Source organism: Sorangium sp. So ce406 (assembly GCF_051474675.1).
Taxonomy (GTDB): Bacteria; Myxococcota_A; Polyangia; order Polyangiales; family Polyangiaceae; genus Sorangium; species Sorangium cellulosum_G.
In genome coordinates, this window is the sequence record NZ_CP150340.1 from 10,390,598 (window position 1) to 10,409,705 (window position 19,108).

Genomic DNA, 19,108 nt, shown 5'->3' on the forward strand with positions numbered 1-19,108 from the left:
CGGAAATCGAGACCGGCGTTGAACAGAACCAGGCCGAGGGGGAACACACAGCACGGCGCTCGACACCCGCACACGCGTCGACGCCGCCGGCGCCGTGGTCACGCCACCGCAGGCCTCGCGCCGTTCAGCCTTTGATCGTTACGGTGATTGCGAGGTGAACGACGATGATCACACAGACTGTCCTTCGGGTGAGGCTCCTCCCCGTGGTGCTCGGGCTCACGGCGTTCGCTGCGGGCTGCTCCGGCGGCGATGACCAGGCCAGCCCTGGCGCGGACGGCGATGGAGCCTCGGGCGGCAGCTCGGCGGTCGAATGGGGAAGCTGCCCGGACGACTTCATCTCCGAGTGCGCCACGGTCGCCCTGCCGCTCGATCCATCGAAGCCTGGCGGCGAGACGCTGCCCGTCTTCGTGTCGCGCCACCTGGCCCCGGGCGGCGCGGCGAAGGCGCAGGTCTGGCTCCTGCAAGGCGGCCCCGGCGACTCCGGCAACATGTTCACGGGCTTCATCGAGCAGCTATGGGAGCGCGTGATGCCCGACGTGGACTGGTACGTGCTCGAGCACCGCGGCGTCGGGCTGTCGAGCCGCCTCGAATGCCCGGTCCAGGAGGACCCGAGCTCGGAGGACGGCGCGGAGATCAGCGCGAGCGAGTGGCCCGCCTGCATCCAGGCGTTGAAGGCGCAGTGGGGCGACGATCTCGCGCACTTCACGACGTCCGCCGACGCCGACGATCTCGCGCGCCTCATCGAACGGACGCGCGAGCCCGGCAAGAAGGTGATCCTTTACGGTGCCTCGTACGGGACGGCGCGCGCGATGCGTTTCTTGCAGAAGTACCCCGAGGCGGTCGACGCCGTGATCCTCGACTCGATCGTATCGCCGGGCGCGCAGTACCTGTCCTTGTACGACACGCAGTTCGATCCCGTGATAAAGGACATGTCCGCGATCTGCGCCGCCGATCCGGTCTGCGGGGCGAAGCTCGGGCCCGATCCCTGGGCGAAGCTCGACGCGCTCTTCGGCAAGCTCACGAAGGGGCACTGCTCGGAGCTCGGCGCCGACGTCGCGCTGTTCGCGTCGATCGCCCCGGCCTTCGCGCAGCAACGCAACCTGCGGACGCACCTCTTCCCCCTCGCTTACCGCATCGACCGCTGCGAGGCGGGCGACGTGCAGGTGGTCGGCCAGTACATGCAGGCGCTGCGCGGCTCGTCCTCGCAGGCCGACGGCGGCGAGCCGCGGGGCTCGGTCGTCCTGCAGACGCACGTGGCCCTCTCCGAGCTCTGGGAGGAGCCGGCCCCGACCTCGGCCGAGCTCCAGGCGCGCTGCGATGCGCAGCACTTCTGCCCGGGGGCATCGCTGGAGATAGGCCAGCTCTACGATGCCTGGCCGCGGTATCCGCACGACCAGCTCTGGAGCGAATGGCCGCGCTCCTCCGTGCCCATCCTGGCGATGAACGGGCTGCTCGACCCGCAGACGCCCATCGGCCGGGCAAAGCTGGCGGCCGACAGGCTGACCGCGCCCCACCAGACGTTCGTGGCGGTGCCCTGGAGCCCGCACGTGGTCACGTTCGAGTCCCCCGTGAAGACCGCCGACGCGGCGCCCTGCGGCACGCAGATGATGGCGAACTTCATCGCGGATCCCGAGGCCCCTGTCGATACGACGTGCCTCGACGACCTCGTGCCCGTCACGTGGGACGAGGATCCGGCGGTCGTCGAGATGCTCTTCGGCACGGACATGTGGGAGAACACGGCTTCGCCTGCCCCCGCGCCGAGGAACGTGGCGCCGGTCGACTGGGCGGCCGTCGCGCGCCTCGTGCGTGAAAGGAGCCTCCGCGTCGCGCGCTGACCCGTACATCCCCTGGATCGGCCAGGTCGCTGATCCGGTACGCGAATCCATCGGACCATTGGCGTCGAGACGCGCTCGGCGTCGACAGGGGCCATGCGTACAGCCTCCCACGACCTGCCGCGCGCCTGGCCGGCGGCCACACGTCATCGTGAGGTCGAACGGTCGTCCACCATCCACCGTGGGGCCCCGGCGCGTCGAGCAGAGCACCTGCGACACTTCCCCACGGAGCGTGAGGGGCCGAGATCGGACGGCCGCACTGCACATCTCGACGGCCGATTGACGCGGGGGGGAACCATGCCGACCATGCAGGGATGCCCTTGCCTCATCGATGTTTCGCGCTCGTCGCCCTGCCCGCCGCGACTGCCGTGCTGAGCGCTGGGTGCAGCTTCCCCGACGCCGTCTTCACCGACCGGACGGGCTCGGGTGGTGGTGATGGCGCGGGCGGCGCCACGTCGTCAGACGCGGCGGGCGGCGGGGGCGCGGCGGCCTCCGGCGGCGGCGGGAGCGGCGGGGCGAGCTCGACGTCGGGCGGCGGCGCGAGCAGCGAGGCGACCTCGGGCTCGGGCGGGAGCGGCGGCGGGATCGTCGACTGCGACGCGGACGGGGACGGCTATCCGTCGATCGCGTGCGACGGCGGCACCGACTGCGACGACGACCATGCGCAGGTCCACCCCGACCAGCCCAACACGTTCTATGACACGCCCATCCGCCCCGGAGGCGGCTTCGATTATGACTGCAGCGGTCATGAGGACCCGCAGATCCCCGCGGTCCGCTGCGAGACCGGCGGGCCGTGCCAGGACGCATCCAACGTGTACCTGGTGGAGGTTGCGTGCGGTGAGCCAGGCCCGGTCGGAAGCTGCAACCTCCTCTGCCAGCAACGCATCACGTACAGCGGGCTCAAGCGGGCCTGTCATTGAGGGAGGGTCGTCATGATCGCTCGCTTGCTTTCGCCATCGCTCGCCGCGCTCGCCCTCGCGTGCGCCTCCCCGGACCCCGCGCCAGCGGCCGCGCCCGGGGGGCCCGCCGCGCCTGCGCCGCCTCCGGGGAGCGCTCCTCTCACGTCGGGTGGTACCCCGGGCTTCGACCACGACGTCTCCGGCGTCGTGGGGGCGCCCCCGCCGGCGTGGGACGTGGGGCCCTGGTACAACTCACCGCCGCTCACGCCGGGGGATCTGCGCGGCAAGGTCGTCCTGGTCCGCTGGTTCATGTCGCCGAACTGCCCGTTTTGCAGCGCCACCGCGCCGGCGCTCAAGGCGCTGGACGAGCGCTATCGGGAGCGAGGGCTCGTCGTGGTCGGGATGTATCACCACAAGGACCCCGAGCCCCTCGATCCCGAGGCGGTCAAAGGCTACCTGAAGCACTTCGGGTACGGCTTCCCTGTCGCGATCGATCCGGACTGGCGCACGCTCAAGCGCTGGTGGATGGATGGCCATCCGAAGCGGCAATACACGAGCGTCAGCTTCCTCGTCGATCGCGCGGGCCTCGTGCGGCACGTGCACCTCGGGGGCACGCTCGAGCCAGGTACCCCCGAGTTCGCCGTCGTCGAGGAGCGCGTCCGCGCCTTGCTCGACGAGCCCGCGGGCTGACACCACATCCTCCTGGAGGGCCGGCATGCCGACGCTCACCGCCCCGGGCCGGCCCTCCCGCGCCATGACCGCGCTCGGCGGCGTCGGACAGGGCGCACCGCGGCTCAGGCCCGGTGCAGCCCATCGCCATGATCTGGCGCGACGAGGCGGCCGGCCCCCGGCGAGGCGTGGAGACGGAGTCGCAGCCCGGACCGCAGCAGCAGCGCCGGGGCGAGCACAAGGCAGAAGGCCGCGGCGCTGCCGTGGACCCCGAGGAACAGGGCTGGGGATGCGCCGTGGCTCCACGTGGTCAGCGCGTCGACGACGGGCGCCGCGGTGCAGGCGAGCACGAAGACGCCCGCCGCGCGCCGCTGCCGGGTCGCGACGAGGCCGAAGAGGGCCAGCGCGATGCCGAGATCTCGCCCGGACTTGATGCGCAGCCAGGGGACGGCATCGGCGCTGGAGATGGGCAGGCCGAAGCCCTGCGCCGCGCCCAGCGGGTCCATCGCGCCGTGGATGCTGAGGAAGAGCATGAAGGATCCCAGCAGCAGCGTCAGAAGGGCCGTGGGAGAGGTGAACTTCCAGGGCAAGTCGTCTCGGTGCGATTCCATGGTGCCTCCGTGCGCGATCGACCGCGCTTCACGACGAGGATCATGGTGACGGCCGCCGCCGAGGACCATTCGCGGGCGGCTCAATGCTTTGCCCGAGACGCTCACCGTCCGGGGTCGGCGGATGGATCGCTGCTATCCTGTGGGCGTGGACGTCTCCGGCGCATCCGATCTCCTCGGGCAGATCCTCGAACGGACCGGGCTGCGCGGGCAGCTCTACTGCCGCACGGTGGCTCGCGCCCCCTGGGGCCTCCGCTTCCCGACGACGGCGGTGGCGATCCTGCACCTCGTCACGTCGGGCACCTGTCACCTGGTGCACGGGCGCGAGGTGCTCGCCCTGGGGCCCGGCGATGTCGTGCTGCTGCCTCGCGGGGATGGGCACGCGATGGCGGACTCGCCGCGCAGCCCGAAGGTGCCGCTCGATCGATGGCTTGCGGAGCGCGGTGACGGGCCCGTGCGCGAGCTGGGCGGCAGGGGCGCCGAGACGCGGGTGCTCTGTGGAGGCTTCGCGTTCGACGAGCCCGGCGCTCACCCGGTGCTGCGTCTGCTGCCAGCGCGCGTGCACCTCCCTGGGGCCTCCGAGGCCGCGCGCGCCCTGTCGCCCACGGTGTCCCTGCTGGAGCGGGAGTACGAGCGCGGCGAGCGGGGGGCCTCCGTGGTCGTCTCGCGGCTGCTCGACGTCCTGCTGGTGCAGGTGCTCCGCGCCTGGGCGGACGCGCAACCCCCGGGTGGGGCGGGGTGGCTGGGCGCGCTCGGAGACAGGACGCTTGCCAGCGCGCTCGCGTGGATGCACGCCGAGCCCGAGCGGGACTGGAGCGTGAGCGAGCTGGCGCGCCGCTCTGGGACGTCGCGGGCGACGCTCGCGCGTCGGTTCGCCGCCGAGGTGGGCATGGCGCCGCACGCGTACCTCACACGCCTGCGGATGCAGGAGGCGGCCGTGCGGCTCCGCGAGAGCGACGACGGGCTCGCGTCGATCGCGGCGCGCGTCGGGTACGACTCCGAGTTCGCCTTCAATCGGGCGTTCCGCCGGGCCATGGGTGTGCCTCCCGGGCAGTACCGGCGACAGGCCCGCTCCTGAGGGCCGCTCCGGCGCGCCGTGTCGCGCTGTCGCAGGGCTGGCCAGTCAAGCCGACTCTGGGCCTCTTTCTGCACGGAGACGTCACGAGCGACGCCGCGCGGTCGGCGACCATTCGAGCCGGAGCTCCGGATACGTATGCCCAGAGGGGTCGCGCTCCAGCTGCGCGGCTTTGCTGAACTCGACATCTCGCGCGCCATCGACGTAGAGCAGCCGAGACACAACTCCTTGTTTGGATTGCGTGTCGATCGCGATCAGAAGCTCACGATCATGAACAACATCTACGGTGCGCGAGGCACCGTCGGCGCCCAGCCAGATCGCTGGCGTGGAGCTCGCCCGCGCCCGCGCAACGTCCCGCCGATCGTCAGCCGGCGAAGACCGTCTGATTCATCGCCCTGTCGGGCCGCATCCGTCCATGGTCAGGAGAGCACTTCGGTGGCCGTCTTCGCCCCGAGGACGTTCTCGATCCAGCGGTCGAGGGTCGCGACGTCCGTGCATGCCTGGATGCGCGCGCTCTCGTCCTCGGTGAGCCCGATCCCCGCACGCGCGAGCAGCCGCAGCAGCGTGTCCCTCTTGCCCTCGAGCCTGCCCTCACGCATACCCTCGAGCTTGCCGCGATCGACGAGCTTCTGCACGAACGGGGGAAACGTCGCCTCGCCTTCGATCTGCCGTTCCATGACCATGGCCTCCAGAGCCTGCCTCATCGGCTCACGCAACCCGTTCCAGATGAGCTGAAAATAGACCATCGCGTGCGCCTGGTCGAGCCGGCCGAGGCCGGCGAGCGCCGCCTGCACCACGGTCAGCCCGCTCGGCCCGTTGCCGTGCGCCACCGCCGATAGGACCGCGAGCTCGGTCTCCTTCTCCGCGTCGGCCGGGTCGGTGATCTCGGGAACGACCGCCGGACCGAGCACCAGCGGCTCGACATTGCCGCGGCCCAGGCCGAGGTCGATGGTCTCCGCGGCCCAGGCAGCCACGCCGGCGTCCGGCGCGACCACCAGGACGACCGTGCCGCAACGCTTCCTGGCGCGCACGACCGTGACGTACGTCGGCCACGAGTACTTCTTGTCCGGGTCCACGTCGCGCTGCACCTCGAGGACGATCGCCAGCACCAGCGCGTCGCTCTCGTCTCGAAGCTCGAGCACCAGATCGGCGCGGAACTCCACCGGGATGAGCTGGTCGAGCGACGACTCGACAACCGCTACCGCCGCGTGCGGCGGCACCTCCACGTGCAAGAGCGTCGCGAGCAAGCGGGGCGCGAGCTCCGGGTGCTCGCGGAACATCTCGACGAGGGCGTTGTGCTCGAGCGTCGGCATGACGCTCGGCCTCGAGCACGCCCCATGCCGGCACGAAACGCCGAGAAAATGCGAGCAGATCGCCAGATCAGGGGTGGCGGCGCCATGGCGGACGCAGGCGGTCAGCGACGCCGACCGCCACGGCGACGTCTCCGCGCTCGCCCCCGCGCAGCTCGACGACCATGGTGGAGTTGGAATCCGTTCTGTGCGTGCTCGACGACATCGACGAAAGGGAGCTCACGACCGTGAGGTGGCCCGATCCGAGGAGCCGGACGCTAGCTTCACGAAGGCGCGTACAGCGCCGGCGGTCTCGTCAGCGCGGCCGATCAGGAGCAGCTCGGCGAAGACGCTCTTCGGCGCGACGAACGGACGATAGACGATGCGGGGAACCTTCAGCTGAATCAGCGGTCTTGGAGCCAGCGCTACGCCCAGGCCTGCGCCGGCCAACGACAGCATGCTCAAGGTGGTGTCGGCGCGGTGGACCCGGCGCGGCTCGCTTCCTATCACGAGGATCAACCTCTTCAGCGCGTCGCCACCGGCCTCTTCCGATGGGAACATGATGAGCGGCTCTCCGGCGAGCATCTTCGGCGTCACGCGCCTGTGCGCCGCGAGCGTGTGCTCCTCTGCCATCGCGACAACCAGCGGCCACGCGCCGATCGGTTGGACGCTCAACCGCGGATCCCCCTTGAGAGCGAGCGTCGGGCAGTAGCCGACGTCAACCTCGCCGGTCAACACGGCCTCCACCTGCCTCGAAGGTGGCATCTCGCGCAGCTCGATCTCCGCGGCAGGATGGGCTTTGCGGAACGCTCGCAGGTGGTCCGTCATCTTGCCCGTGAGGATCGCGTTGCCCGCGTAACCGATGCGAACCTTGCCGACGTCGCCGCGCAGCGATTGCTGGACGATCGCCTTGGCCCGCTCCGCCTGCGCGACCGCCCGCTGCGCCTCGACGACCAGCAATGTGCCGGCTTCCGTCAGCTCCACGCGCCGGCTCGTCCGCACGAACAGCGCGCCGCCGATCTCGTCTTCGAGCGCCCGGATCTGCATGCTCAGCGCCGGCTGAACGATGTGCAGTCGCCGCGCGGCGCGGCCAAAATGGCGCTCTTCGGCGACGGCCAGGAAATAGCGAAGGTGTCGTAGGTCCACGACACTCGACCGTACCATGGATCAATCAGAAGATCCAATCGATCGATTGGATCAATATATTATCATTCTGGCGAATGGACGGCCATGGTCTTCGTGGTTCACCGCGGAGAGCCCATGGACAATCATGTGCGGGAGGAGAAGCTCGGGCTCGCGCCCATGCCGGCCGCATCGAAGATGCCTGGCGCAGCAATTCATCGATACTGTCCCAGCCAGCGCCGCGACCACGCTCCACCGTCACCATGAATCTCAACCCGAGTTGGCCGCGCCAACGAGGGAAGCGGGCTATTTTCAACCAACGAGAGCAAGGAGCCTGTCACCATGAACCGAAGCACCCTGGGGAGAGTCGTTCTCACGTTCGCTCTGGTGAGCAGCGCCATCGTCGCCGTCGGCGTGGACTGGAATGAAACCCACCTCTTCAACCCTGCATGGCATGAGCATGCGCGCTTTCATGGCGCCCTCATGCTGCTCATGCTGTGTGGCGTGACGGTCGTCGGATTATGGATGGTGTGGCGGCGGTCCATGGAGCCGCAGGTCGGGTTCAACGTGGCGGCCTGGATCGTCGTCATCGTCTGGACGCCCTTCTTCTACATCACGTGGCTCATTCCGGGGACCAGCCTGCTCGCGGGCCCCGACGTGCCGCTCCCGGTCGTCGCGGGCGTCCCGCTCTACCCGAACGTGCTCATCGCAGGTACCGAGCTCTTGCTCGCGGCGCTCGCCTACAGGCTCTTCCACAGCGATCCTGCATCGACGGCAGCGCGCGTGGCGAACGCCTGACGAGGAGAGGCGCTTCATGAGATCCACGATCCAAAAGGCGATGGGATGGGCTTCATGTCCCGGCGCGCGCGCCCTGCTCGTCGCCACGCTCATCTCGTGGCCCTCCGTGAGCTGGGCGCACCCGGGCGGCGCCGACGCGGGATTTCTGAAGGGCCTCTTCCATCCGGTGTTCGGCGCGGACCACCTGCTCGCGATGGTGAGCGTCGGTGTCGTCAGCTCGCAGCTCGGCGGAAAGCACCTCCTCCGGATCCCCGCCACGTTCGTCGCCGCGATGCTGGTCGGCGGCCTCCTGGGAATGGCGCGATGGCCCATGCCCCTGGGCGAGCTTTGCATCGCGGCGTCGGTCGCGGCGCTCGGCCTCGGCATCGTCACCACGACCCGTGGCTCCTCACCGTTCCTGCTCTCCGGATGCGTGGCGATGTTCGGTGTCTTTCACGGACATGCCCACGGCCTGGAGATGCCTCATGCGGTCAGCCCGGCGCTGTATGCCATCGGCTTTCTGCTGAGCACGACCGTGCTTCATCTCTGCGGTCTCGTCCTCGGCGAGCTCGCCGCCGGTCGAGAGTCCCTTTCACGGGGGCTGCGCTATGCCGGAGCCGCCGTGATGGGGACGGGAATGGTCCTTCTGGTGCGCGGGGCCGGCATCTGACCTTGCGGGTAAGCGCTGCCACGATTGCGGTCGGCCCGACGGCCAATGCTCCAGGCGCATGAGCGGCCTTGGCCGGGGGGGCAGCGCTGTCCTGCGCGGAAAGCCCCCACCGGGGCCGCCTCGGCGAAGGGGGCGAAGCGCACCCGCTGCGCGTCAGGGACACTATCGGCCTCGGCGCGCGCGGTGTCTGGACACCCGGGGACGCTGGACGATAATCGGCGCCGGATGATCGTCGGCGACCTGTTCGCGCAGCGGTACCTCATCGAGCGCGTCGCGGCGCAGGGCGGGATGGGGCGGGTTTACCGCGCCCTCGACAGGCACACTGGCAGACCGGTCGCGGTGAAGGTGCTCGACCCCGAGCAGGTCGACGCTCCGCGCTTCCGGCGCGAGGCCACGCTCCTGGCCGAGCTGCTCGACGCGCGCATCGTCCGTTACGTCGACCACGGCGAGACGACCGCCGGGGAGCCGTATTTGGCGATGGAATGGCTCGACGGCGAGGATCTCGCTTCCCGGCTCAGGCGCGGGCGAGCGCTCGGCGTGGCCGAGAGCGTGCACCTCGCACGCCGTGCCGCCGAGGCGCTGGACGTCGCGCACGCCCGCGGCGTCGTGCACAGGGATGTCAAACCGGGCAACCTCTTCCTGGTCGGCGGCCGCCCCGAGGAAGTGAAGGTCATCGACTTCGGCATCGCGCTCGTCACCACGGACCCGCAGCGGGTGACGCGCACCGGCGCCTCGCTGGGCACGCTCGGGTACATGGCCCCGGAACAAGTGCGCGGCGAGCGCGCCCTCTCCCCGCGGGTCGACGTCTTCGCGCTCGGCTGCGTCCTCTTCGAGTGCCTCGCCGGGCGCCCGCCGTTCCCGGGCGATCTCGGCCTCTCGATCCTGGCGCGCATCCTGGTCGAGCAAGCGCCCCGCGTCGCGGCCATCGCCCCGGGGATCCCGCCGGCGCTCGACGATCTCGTGGCCCGCATGCTCGCCAAGGACGCCGCCGAGCGCCCGCGCGACGGGCGGGAGGTGGCCGAGGCGCTCGCCGCGCTGGCCGACATCGAGGACGCTCCTGCCCGGGCGTCGCCGGGCCCAGCCCTCACCCACGGCGAGCAGCGGGTGGTCTGCGTGCTCCTCGTCGAGCCGCGCATGGCGGCCACTGTCGACATCGACGCGCCGACGGTCCCCATGCAGAACGAGCACCAGGAGGCCGCGCCCCTCGGGGCCCTGGCTGAAGCGCACGGGGCGCGGCTCCACCCGGTCGCCGGCGGCGCGCTGGTGAGCACCCTCGCGGGGAGCGGCGCGGCCACCGATCAAGCCGCCCGCGCCGCCCGCTTCGCCCTCTCGCTGCGGGCGGCGTTGCCGCGGTCGCGCATCGCCCTGTGCACTGGCCAGTGCGCTGTCGGCGACCGGGCCCCGACCGGAGAGGCCATCGACCGGGCAGCGCACCTGCTCGCCCGCGCCCGGCCGGCGGAGGCCGACGCGCTCCTCCCGGTGCTCCTCGACGACCCCACGGCGGCGCTCCTCGCCCACCGCTTCGACGCCCGCGCAGGTCCGCTCGGGATCGAGCTCCACGACGAGCGCGCGCCCGCCGACGCCGCGCGCACGGTGCTCGGCCGGGCGACGCCCTTCGTCGGCCGCGAGCGGGAGCTCGCGATGCTCGAGGCCCTCGTCGACGAGGCGCGCTCCGAGGGAGCGGTGCGCGCCGTGCTCGTGACGGCCCCCCCTGGCGTGGGCAAGTCGCGCCTCTGCCGCGAGCTCGCGCGGCGGCTCCGTACGCGCGGCGGGCCGCACGAGATCTGGCTCGGGCGCGGCGAGCCCATGCGCTCCGGCGCGCCTTTCGGGATGATCGCCGACGCCCTCCGGAGCGGCGCGGAGATCTCGCGCGAGGCGCCGCTCGAGGAGCGCCGGCGAAGGCTCTTCGCCCGCGTGGCCCGGAGGGTCGCGCCCGGCGACGCGCGCCGCGTGGCGGAGTTCCTCGGCGAGGTAGCGGGCGTGCCCTTCCCGCCGAGCGTCGAGCTCGTCGCGGCGCGCAGCGACCCGCAGCTCATGAACGATCAGGTGGCGCGCGCTTTCCGGGATCTGCTCGCGGCCGAGACCGAAGCGGCGACCACGCTGCTCGTCCTGGAGGACCTGCACTGGGGCGACCTGCCGAGCGTGACGCTCGTCGACGCCATGCTCCGCAGCCTCTCCGAGCGCCCGCTCGTCGTCCTCGCGCTCGCCCGGCCCGAGATCGCCGAGCGGTTCCCGCGCCTGTGGTCCGAGCGGGCCCTCGTGGAGGTGCGCCTCGGGGAGCTTTCGCGGCGGGCCGGCGAGCGGCTGGTGCGCGCGGTGGCCGGCGGCGGGATCGCGGACGACGCCGTGGCGCGCATCGTGGCGCGGGCAGCGGGCAACGTGCTCTACCTGGAGGAGCTCCTCCGGGCCGAGGTGAGCGACCGGGGCGACGCCTTGCCGGAGACGGTACTCGCCATGGTGCAAGCTCGGCTCTCGGCCTTCGGCGACGAGGCCCGCCGCGTCCTGCGCGCCGCGAGCGTCTTCGGCCTCGAGTTCCGGATCACGGCGGTGGCAGCGCTGCTCCGCGCGCCCGTCGACGACGTCGCCTGCTCTCTCGACGAGCTCTGCGAGCGCGAGGTCGTCATCCGCCTGGGCGATGGCCGGAGCGAAGCGCGCTTCGCCTTCGGCCACGCGCTCTTCCGCGAGGCTGCCTATGCTTCGCTCACGCCCGCGGATCGGGCGCTCGGCCACCGCCTGGCAGCTGCGTGGCTGCTCTCGGCCGGCGAGCACGACGCCCTCGGCCTGGCGGAGCACTACGAGCGCGGCGAGCTCCTCGCCGAAGCTGCGCGCAGCTATCGCCTCGCGGCCGAGCAGGCGCTCCGCGCGGGCGACCTCGCCACCGCCCTGGCGCGCGCCGAGCGGGGCGCCGCGTGCGGCGCTGCCGGCGAGGACCTCGGGGCGCTGCGCTGCGTGCAGGCCGAGGTCCACGAGGCGCGGTGCGAGCGCGCCGCGGCCGGGGTGCGCGCGCTCGAGGCTGTCGAGCTCCTCGCGGAGGGGACGGCGGCCTGGCTGCATGCTGCCGCGTTGCTCATCGACGCCTGGAGCCATGCTGGCCGCATTGACGATGTCATCGCCTGGCTCGATCGGCTCGGAGGCCACGCGCCCGTGGACCGTGAGGCCGCCGAGGCGCTGGCGCGCGCGCTCGTCCGCGGCGCCGCGACGATGATCCTCGCGGGCCGCCTGGACGTGGCCGACGCGGCGCTCGAGCAAGCGCGCGTGCGCGTCGCGCCGCTCGCCGGCGTCGCGCCGCTGCTCGCAGCGCACCTCGAGCACGCGCGCGGCATGCGGAGCATGTACCACGGCGACCTCGCCGACGCCTACGAGGCCTTCTCCGCTGCGGCCGGGCACCACGAGACGATCAGCGACTGGCGCAGAGCCCTCAGGGAGCGCTCGAACGCGGCGCTCGCGCTGATGGAGCTCGGCGAGGACGTCGAGGCCGAGGCGCTGCTCCGCGGCGCGCTCTCGCTCGCGGATCGGATGGGGATCGAGCTGGTCGGGGACTACGTGCCGGCCTACTTGCGCCAGAATCTGGGCCGCGTCCTCCGCCAGCGCGGCGATCTCGCGGAGGCCCGGGCGCTCGCCGAGCGCGCGCTGGCCGAGTTCGGGGGCCGGGGCGCGCCTGCGCGCGAGGGGGGCATCCGGCAGTCGCTCGCCGAGACCCTGGCTGCTGCCGGCGATCTCGAGCGCGCCCTCGGCGAGCTGAGCGCGGCCCTCGACTTGCTTCGCGACTTCCAGCCGCTGCGGATGGAGGTCCTCGGCGCCCAGGCCGACGTGCTGCTGCGCGCCGGGCGTGTGGCCGAGGCCCTCGCCGCCGCCCGCGAGGGCGCGCGCTTGCTCCAGGCGGAGTGCGGCGGCATGGGCGAGGGCGAATCGCGGCTGCGGCTCGTGCTGGTGCTCGCGCTCGATGCTGCCGGCGAGGCGGAGGAGGCGCGCGCAGCGCTGGGCGTCGCTGTTCGATCGCTGCTCGCGCGGGCCGCCCGCATCCGCGATCCACGCTTGCGCCGGAGCTTCCTGGAGCGCGTCCCCGAGAACGCCCGCGCCCTCGCGCTCGCCCGCGAGCGGCTCGGCGTCACGCCTCCCGCCTGACCCCCATGGGTGTGCCTCCCGGGCAGTACCGGCGACAGGCCCGCTCCTGAGGGCCGCTCCGGCGCGAGCGCCCCCGGTCACCTTCGGCAGGCGCCCACGACCGGTACCCGACAGCGACGAGCGTCCGGAAGGCGGATCGGGCGTCCACCCGACCCGTCCACCGCGGCTCAGCTCCCCGGCGTCACGCGCGATGCCCGAGGTGGGCCGGCCGGTGCACGCGGCCCGGACGGACACGTTTGGCAGGCGCCGGCTCGACCCGGCGTGACGTGCCGGCCCCTCCGCCTGAAAGACCGTACCTCGGTCTTTACGCGCCCAATGCCCCAGTTCATCTGCGGGGCCTTTGGCCTCCAGGCGCGCGGAACGTAGGCTCAGGCGCGCGGAACGTAGGCTCCGGGCGAGGAACCCAGCTCATCTCTGTTGCTCGCTGACGGCCTGCCGCTCTGCCGCGCCGCAAGCGGCGTCGGCAGCGGCGGCAGGTTCACCGACGTGCTCGCCGAGGACCACCGCGACATCGTCCTGCAGGTTGCCGGACGGGAGGGTCACCGCCTGCATCAGCGCTTCCACCGCCGTCTGTACATCGCCGGTGCGCGCGAGCGCGCTGATCGTCGCGCGCGACGCGTACTTCAGGAGGCCGTCCGTGGCGACCAGGAGGCGCCCCTCCTGTACAGGCCCCGGCGCCTTCCTGCGCAGCGCCGTCGGCCGTCCTGCGCAGCTCATTGGCCCCTCCTGGACAGGCCCCGGCGGCCTCCTGCGCGGCCCCGGTGGGTCTCCTGCGCGGCCCCGCAGGCCCTCCTGTGCAGCCTGGGCGCCCTCCTGCGCACCCCCGTTGGTATCCTGCGCCACACCAGCCCCCGTCCTGCGTGGCCCCCGCGCCCCTCCTGCGCACCCCCGTTGGTGTCCTTCGTCACCGTCATCCGGCTCCTGCGCAGCCCCGGTGGGTCTGCTGCGCAGGCCCGGCGTCGTCTCGCGCGCCATCCGTGTACGCTGCGCAACACTTCCTTCCTCGTGCGCCCCTCCGCCGGCGCCGGGGCCCGCCGCCCGCGGCGCCGGGCACGCCGCTCCCCTCGATTCAATGCGCGGCACACCGCATCTCCCGCCCTCTGCCCGAGCGCCCCCTTCGCGTCGTGACCGACCCGTGCTCTCCTCTGGCCAATGCCTTGTTGACCAATACCCTCGCCGATCCTCCGGCCCCTCCTACCGAGGGGCGCTGGCCCCGACAAGGAGGCGTATCTTCATCATGGCAAAGGCATCCATCACCACGTCGCCCAGGACCAACAAGGCCGCAACGAAGCGCGCTTCACGCGAGGCACAGGGCGCGCATCGCTCCTCGACGAGCGCGGCGGCGTACACGCTGAGCGCCGCTCGCGAGGCCGAGCTCCTCCGAGAAGCCGAGTCGCTTGGCGACAATACCCTGATTTTCCCCGGCAAGCTCGCTCGACGCGTCATCTGGTCGAGCCGCATCCAGCTCGCCGCCGAGCGCGACGCGGCCGATCTCGTCCGCACCCCCTTCCCCGAGGACGAGCCCGCGCTGACACGCGAGGAGATCCACGCGCTCCGCGACAAGATCGAGCTCCTGCGCGCCACGCAATCGCGCTGGCAAGCCGCGCAGCAGCGCCAGGAGCGGGCCATCGCGATGTTCAAGGGGCCGGCCGCCGAGGCCGCCCTGCACCGGCAAACGCTCCTCCGCTTCTTCGATCTCCGCTTCAAGAAGAGCCCCGAGGGGCAAAACCGGCTCATGGCGATCCGCGCGGGCAGCGGCGACGCGGATCTGGTTCAGGACGTCTCCGACGTCCTCTCGCTGTGCTCCGAGCACGCGGAGGCCCTTCACAAGGCGCCTCGCGGCGAGGCCGACGCGGCGGCCCGCCTCCGCGAGCTGTCGCCACAGCTCGCGCGCACGCTCGCCGACAAGACGCTCTCTCCCGAGGCGCAGCGCGCGCGCAGGCTCCGCGACGCCGCGTATACGCTCGTCGTGCACGCCGAGCGGAGGCTGCGCGCCGCCGCGGAGTACTGGTACGCCGGCACCGACAAGATGAAGGACTATGCGCCCTTCCCCGTCTCCCGCGGCGCCGCGTCCACCGGAGATGGAGACGAGGAGGAAGGCGAAGGCGCCGCGGAGGACGGCGGGCCGGAAGGCGATGCGTCCGAGGAGGGCGCAGCGGACGGCGACGCGTCGGAGGAAGGCGCAACGGACGACGGCGAGACCGGCGAGGGCGCGGACGAGCGGTAATCGCCCCACGCTGCGGCGGGCGCGTCGATGAGGGGGCGCCTCTGGCTGGTCGAGAGGGGTCGAGGCTCTCCAGCCAGCGCGCCGGCCCGGCCGGGCGCCACCGGTGGCCCCCGCGAGCGCGCCTGGGCCGCTGCGAGCGCGTCTGGAGGAATCCGCTCGGACCCAGCGCGCGGGCACGGTCCGGTGCGGTGTCCCGTGGAGAGCGTGCCACGCGACTCACGTCGACGCGCTCGCACGGCCTCCGAACCCAGGGACAGACAAACGCCTTGCGGCATCGGACTGTCTTTTCTCATCCGAAGCGCCGGTTTGTGGCCATTTCGACCCCGTTGACGCCGTGCGACTCGCGTACGTACCGTCCGCGCATGCGTGTCGTCGAGCCATCGCTGGACGTCTGCGTGGCGCTCGGCGGGACGGCACCGTCCGCCGAGGGCGTCCGCGCCGTGCCGGTGGCGGTCCCCGAGCAGGCAGAGGCTCCCCCGTTGCGGCGAGGGGCGAGGCGGAGGGAAGTTCGTGCGGCGTAGGCTCCAGGCTCGATGCCGCGGGGTTGCTCGTTCCATCGCGGTCCTCGCGTTCAGCGCCGTGGGCGCCGCGGGTATCTCCGGGTGCTACGCCGACGACTGCGCGACGACGCTCACGTGCCCGCCGCTCCCCGGCGAGACGCCACCGGTGCTGCCAGCGTCGCCGTGCGACGGCGATCCTGCGACGAGCCCGGCGAAGGAGGAGTGTGGGGTGTTCGTCAGCGCGTCGTCAGGCGACGACGGGAACCCTGGCACGAAGGGCGCGCCGGTGAGGACCCTGCAACACGCGCTCGGGCTCGCCGCGCACGGACGAGGCGACGGCAAGCCGCCGACCCGGCGCGTGTACGCGTGCGGCGGGTCGTTCGAGGAGAAGATCACGCTGCCCTCCGGGGTCGACCTCTGGGGCGGCCGCCGCTGTGGGGACGGCGACTGGTCGTACGCGGGGTCGTTCGGCGGGCCTGACGAGCCCACCGTCATCGCGCCGCCCGGGGGGATCCCGCTGCGGCTCGTCGAGGGGGAGGACCTGCGGGCCATCCCGGGGGACGACGCGACGTCCATGGTCTTCGGCGTGCGCGCCGTGGCGGCGGACGCGTCGGCGCCCGATGGGAAGTCGTCGATCGCGATGATCTTGAGCGCGGGGACCCGGGCGATCGTGCGGGAGAGCGCGATCGTCGCGGGCAACGGCAAGGACGGGGAGCCGGGGGACGATGCGCTCAGCGAGCGGGCACAGGATGGGGAGCCGGGGAACCACGGCGCGCACGCCTGCACGGCGGACTTCGCCGCGGGCGCCCTGCCGGTCGTGACCGTGTGCGACGATGGAACCGAGTCCATTGGAGGCTACGGGGGCGACGGCGGGCTCGACGCGGGGGGCGACGGGGAGCCGGGACAGCCGGAGCCGGCGGCGAATCCGGGAGGCAAAGGCCTCGCGGGGACCGGCGCGGGCAGCGGCCCATGCACACCGGGGAAAGACGGCGCCGAGGGCGCCGACGGCGGGCGCGCTGCCGGCGCGGTGGGCGCGGGCTACCTCTCGGAATCGTATGGCTGGGTCGGCGTCCGGGGCGAGGACGGCAAGAGGGGCGGCGTCGGCCAAGGGGGCGGCGGTGGCGGCGGCGGCAAAGGGCGAGACGGCACGAACGCATGCCGCGCGGGCAGACCGCAGGGCGGCGCGGCCGGCGGCTCGGGCGGGAGCGGCGGTTGCGGTGGCCGGGGAGGCAAGGGGGGCGGCTACGGCGGCTCGAGCATCGGCATCGTCGCGTTGCAGGGCAGCGCGCTCACGCTCGAGACGACCGAGATCACCACGGGGAACGGGGGTCAGGGCGGCGCCGGTGGAAGGGGCCAACCGGGGGGCGACGGTTGGGGGGGCGGCGCCGGCGGGACTCACACGGAAACGAACATGTTGCCCGCGTGCCCCGGAGGGCGGGGAGGCGATGGCGGCCGCGGCGGGGACGCCGGCGGCGGCATCGGGGGCTCTTCCTACGGCGTCGCGTTCGTCGGTGCCTTCTTGAGCCTCGATCCGGGCGTATTCGTCCACACGGGACAGCCAGCCCAGGGCGGGCCAGCAGGCAACGCGGCGCCTGACGACGACCGGGGCAGTGGCGAGGCCGGCGACGCCTCGGCCTACCGGCCGTTCGATGCGCCCGATCCAGGGCCCCCCCAGTGACCGTGGCGGCGCGCGAGGTGCGGCGTCGAGAGAGGACCATGATGACGACCCGAGCTACCTGTCCGCTTCTCGCACTGCTGTTCGTCGTGGCCGGGTGCGGCACCGCGCCGGTCGCGAGCGACGCCGGCGGAGCACCGTGCGACGGCTCCGCGTCGTGCGACGACGAGGCGCCGCCGGAGTCGGTGTGCCTCGAGCGCCTCGCCGCCGATGAGGTGGTGGACGGCTGCGGCGTGTTCGTGACCCATGAATTCGGAGGCGGTGACGACGCGAACCCCGGCACGACGAAAGACAAGCCGGTGCGCACGCTCCAGCGCGCTGTCGAGCTCGCGCGCACCGGGCGCGGGCGCGTGTTCGTCTGTGCCGACGGATTCCATGGTCCGGTGGTGCTGCCCTCCGGGGTCGATCTCCTCGGAGGGTTTCATTGCTTCCAGTGGTGGCGTCAGGCAGGGAGCCCCTCCCAGCTCAATATCACCAACGAGCCGGATTTTCCCCTGACCGTCGTGCCGGCGACCGCCGAGGATACGGGCGCTGCGGACGGGGTATCGAGGATCGTCGACATGGTCTTGAGCTCCTATGGCCCGATTGCGATGCTCGTCCAGTCGAACACCGAGGTCGAGATCCTCCGAAGCAGGTTTCGCCCCTCCTATGGGTGGGCAGGCCATGATGGCGAGGACTTGCCCGAGCTGAACGACGCCCCCGACGGCCCCGATGGGATGTACGGCGGCGACGCGTGCTCGGCGGAGACCGTGGCCGGCGGGGCTGCCGTGGTGAACCCGTGCGAGGGCGGGCTCCCGAGCGTCGGCGGCAAGGGCGGTGACGGATCGCCCGGCAGCGCGGAGGACGGGCGCGACGGCGAGCCGACCCCGATGCCGAACCCCAGCAACTACGGACGGCGAGGACTGGGGGACGTGGCCGACGTGGGCTGCACGGACGGCGACTACGGGATCTACGGCGCGCGAGGCATCGTCGGCGCCCCCGGCCAGGGCATCGGGCGCATCAGCGAGTCCGGCTGGGAAGCGGACTGGGCCGACGACGGCGGCCGGGGCACGCCGGGCCAGGGCGGCGGCGGAGGCGGCGGCCGCAGGGGCGGGCTCGGCGTGTGCGGCGCGGCGTCCAGGGGGGGCGCCGGGGGAGGCTCGGGCGGGGCCGGCGGCTGCGGTGGACGAGGCGGCAAGGGGGGCGAGAACGGCTCCCCGAGCATCGGCCTCGTCGCGCTGCACGCCAGGGTGACCCTGCGCGACAGCGAGATCGAGACGTCCGACGGCGGCCCGGGCGGCGACGGCGGCGAGCCCCAGCGAGGCGGACGAGGCGGCCGGGGCGCGCCGGGCGGCGTGCGGGAGGACCGCTCGGGCTACTCCTGCAACGGGGGCCCCGGGGGCAACGGCGGCGAGGGCGGCTACGGCGGCCCGGGGCGCGGCGGCGACTCGATCGGCATCGCCTACCTCGACGAGGACCGGCTCACGGTCGAGGGCGTCACCTTCACGCTGGGGCCGCCGGGCAAGGGGGGCATTAGCTGGGACGAAGAGGGCAAGATGATCTCGGGCGAGGACGGCGTTGCGGTGGAGATGCGCCGGTTTGCTGAATAGCTGGAGTGGAGCTCGCCCGCGTCCGCGCAACGGTCTGGGCTTCAACTGCCG

Annotated in this window: 14 protein-coding genes; 10 read left to right on the forward strand and 4 right to left on the reverse strand. The window is 72.5% G+C overall.

Features of this window, described 5'->3' with window-relative positions; translation table 11 throughout:
* The first annotated feature begins 164 nt into the window (after positions 1-164).
* The 3 genes from WME96_RS38940 (at position 165) to WME96_RS38950 (ending at position 3,421) form a co-directional block, all read left to right on the forward strand.
* Positions 165-1,835, forward strand: a complete 1,671-nt coding sequence (locus WME96_RS38940) for an alpha/beta hydrolase (protein ID WP_437286623.1) — start codon at positions 165-167, stop codon at positions 1,833-1,835.
* A gap of 317 nt (positions 1,836-2,152) precedes the next feature.
* Entirely contained in the window at positions 2,153-2,752 is a 600-nt protein-coding gene (locus WME96_RS38945; protein ID WP_437286624.1) for a hypothetical protein, read from the forward strand.
* 12 nt (positions 2,753-2,764) lie between these two features.
* Positions 2,765-3,421 carry a TlpA family protein disulfide reductase gene (locus WME96_RS38950; protein WP_437286625.1) on the forward strand — a complete coding sequence of 219 codons (657 nt, stop codon included), beginning with the start codon at positions 2,765-2,767 and terminating at the stop codon, positions 3,419-3,421.
* A gap of 104 nt (positions 3,422-3,525) precedes the next feature.
* Here the strand turns inward: WME96_RS38950 and WME96_RS38955 are convergent, their stop codons facing one another.
* Complete coding sequence (locus WME96_RS38955) at positions 3,526-4,011, reverse strand: DUF4267 domain-containing protein (protein WP_437286626.1); 486 nt, start codon at positions 4,009-4,011, stop codon at positions 3,526-3,528.
* Between the two features lie 145 nt (positions 4,012-4,156).
* On the opposite strand from WME96_RS38955, the gene WME96_RS38960 reads away from it, so the two are divergent.
* The gene (locus tag WME96_RS38960; protein WP_437286627.1) at positions 4,157-5,086 is read left to right on the forward strand and encodes a cupin domain-containing protein; all 930 of its coding nucleotides are present in this window, start codon (positions 4,157-4,159) and stop codon (positions 5,084-5,086) included.
* A gap of 416 nt (positions 5,087-5,502) precedes the next feature.
* Here WME96_RS38960 and WME96_RS38965 read toward each other — a convergent pair whose 3' ends face one another.
* A complete protein-coding gene (locus WME96_RS38965; RefSeq protein WP_437286628.1) occupies positions 5,503-6,396 on the reverse strand; it encodes a hypothetical protein in 894 nt (297 codons plus the stop codon).
* 216 nt (positions 6,397-6,612) lie between these two features.
* Positions 6,613-7,518, reverse strand: coding sequence for a LysR substrate-binding domain-containing protein (locus WME96_RS38970; protein WP_437286629.1), 906 nt, complete (start codon positions 7,516-7,518; stop codon positions 6,613-6,615).
* A gap of 318 nt (positions 7,519-7,836) precedes the next feature.
* On the opposite strand from WME96_RS38970, the gene WME96_RS38975 reads away from it, so the two are divergent.
* From WME96_RS38975 to WME96_RS38985, 3 genes are all read left to right on the forward strand, one after another.
* Positions 7,837-8,292: a DUF6640 family protein gene (locus WME96_RS38975; RefSeq protein WP_437286630.1), complete on the forward strand. Its 456-nt coding sequence runs from the start codon at positions 7,837-7,839 to the stop codon at positions 8,290-8,292.
* Between the two features lie 106 nt (positions 8,293-8,398).
* The gene (locus tag WME96_RS38980; RefSeq protein ID WP_437286631.1) at positions 8,399-8,941 is read left to right on the forward strand and encodes a HupE/UreJ family protein; all 543 of its coding nucleotides are present in this window, start codon (positions 8,399-8,401) and stop codon (positions 8,939-8,941) included.
* 225 nt (positions 8,942-9,166) lie between these two features.
* A complete protein-coding gene (locus WME96_RS38985; RefSeq protein ID WP_437286632.1) occupies positions 9,167-13,066 on the forward strand; it encodes a protein kinase domain-containing protein in 3,900 nt (1,299 codons plus the stop codon).
* Between the two features lie 408 nt (positions 13,067-13,474).
* Here the strand turns inward: WME96_RS38985 and WME96_RS38990 are convergent, their stop codons facing one another.
* A complete protein-coding gene (locus tag WME96_RS38990; RefSeq protein ID WP_437286633.1) occupies positions 13,475-13,783 on the reverse strand; it encodes a hypothetical protein in 309 nt (102 codons plus the stop codon).
* 520 nt (positions 13,784-14,303) lie between these two features.
* Between WME96_RS38990 and WME96_RS38995 the strand changes: the two genes are divergently transcribed.
* The 3 genes from WME96_RS38995 to WME96_RS39005 all read left to right on the forward strand — a co-directional run bounded on the left by WME96_RS38995 (position 14,304) and on the right by WME96_RS39005 (position 19,057).
* On the forward strand, positions 14,304-15,293 hold the full coding sequence (locus tag WME96_RS38995; RefSeq protein WP_437286634.1) for an ATPase: 990 nt from the start codon (positions 14,304-14,306) through the stop codon (positions 15,291-15,293).
* 510 nt (positions 15,294-15,803) lie between these two features.
* Positions 15,804-17,471: a hypothetical protein gene (locus tag WME96_RS39000; RefSeq protein WP_437286635.1), complete on the forward strand. Its 1,668-nt coding sequence runs from the start codon at positions 15,804-15,806 to the stop codon at positions 17,469-17,471.
* Positions 17,472-17,512: 41 nt separating this feature from the next.
* The gene (locus WME96_RS39005) at positions 17,513-19,057 is read left to right on the forward strand and encodes a hypothetical protein (RefSeq protein WP_437286636.1); all 1,545 of its coding nucleotides are present in this window, start codon (positions 17,513-17,515) and stop codon (positions 19,055-19,057) included.
* Positions 19,058-19,108: the final 51 nt, after the last annotated feature.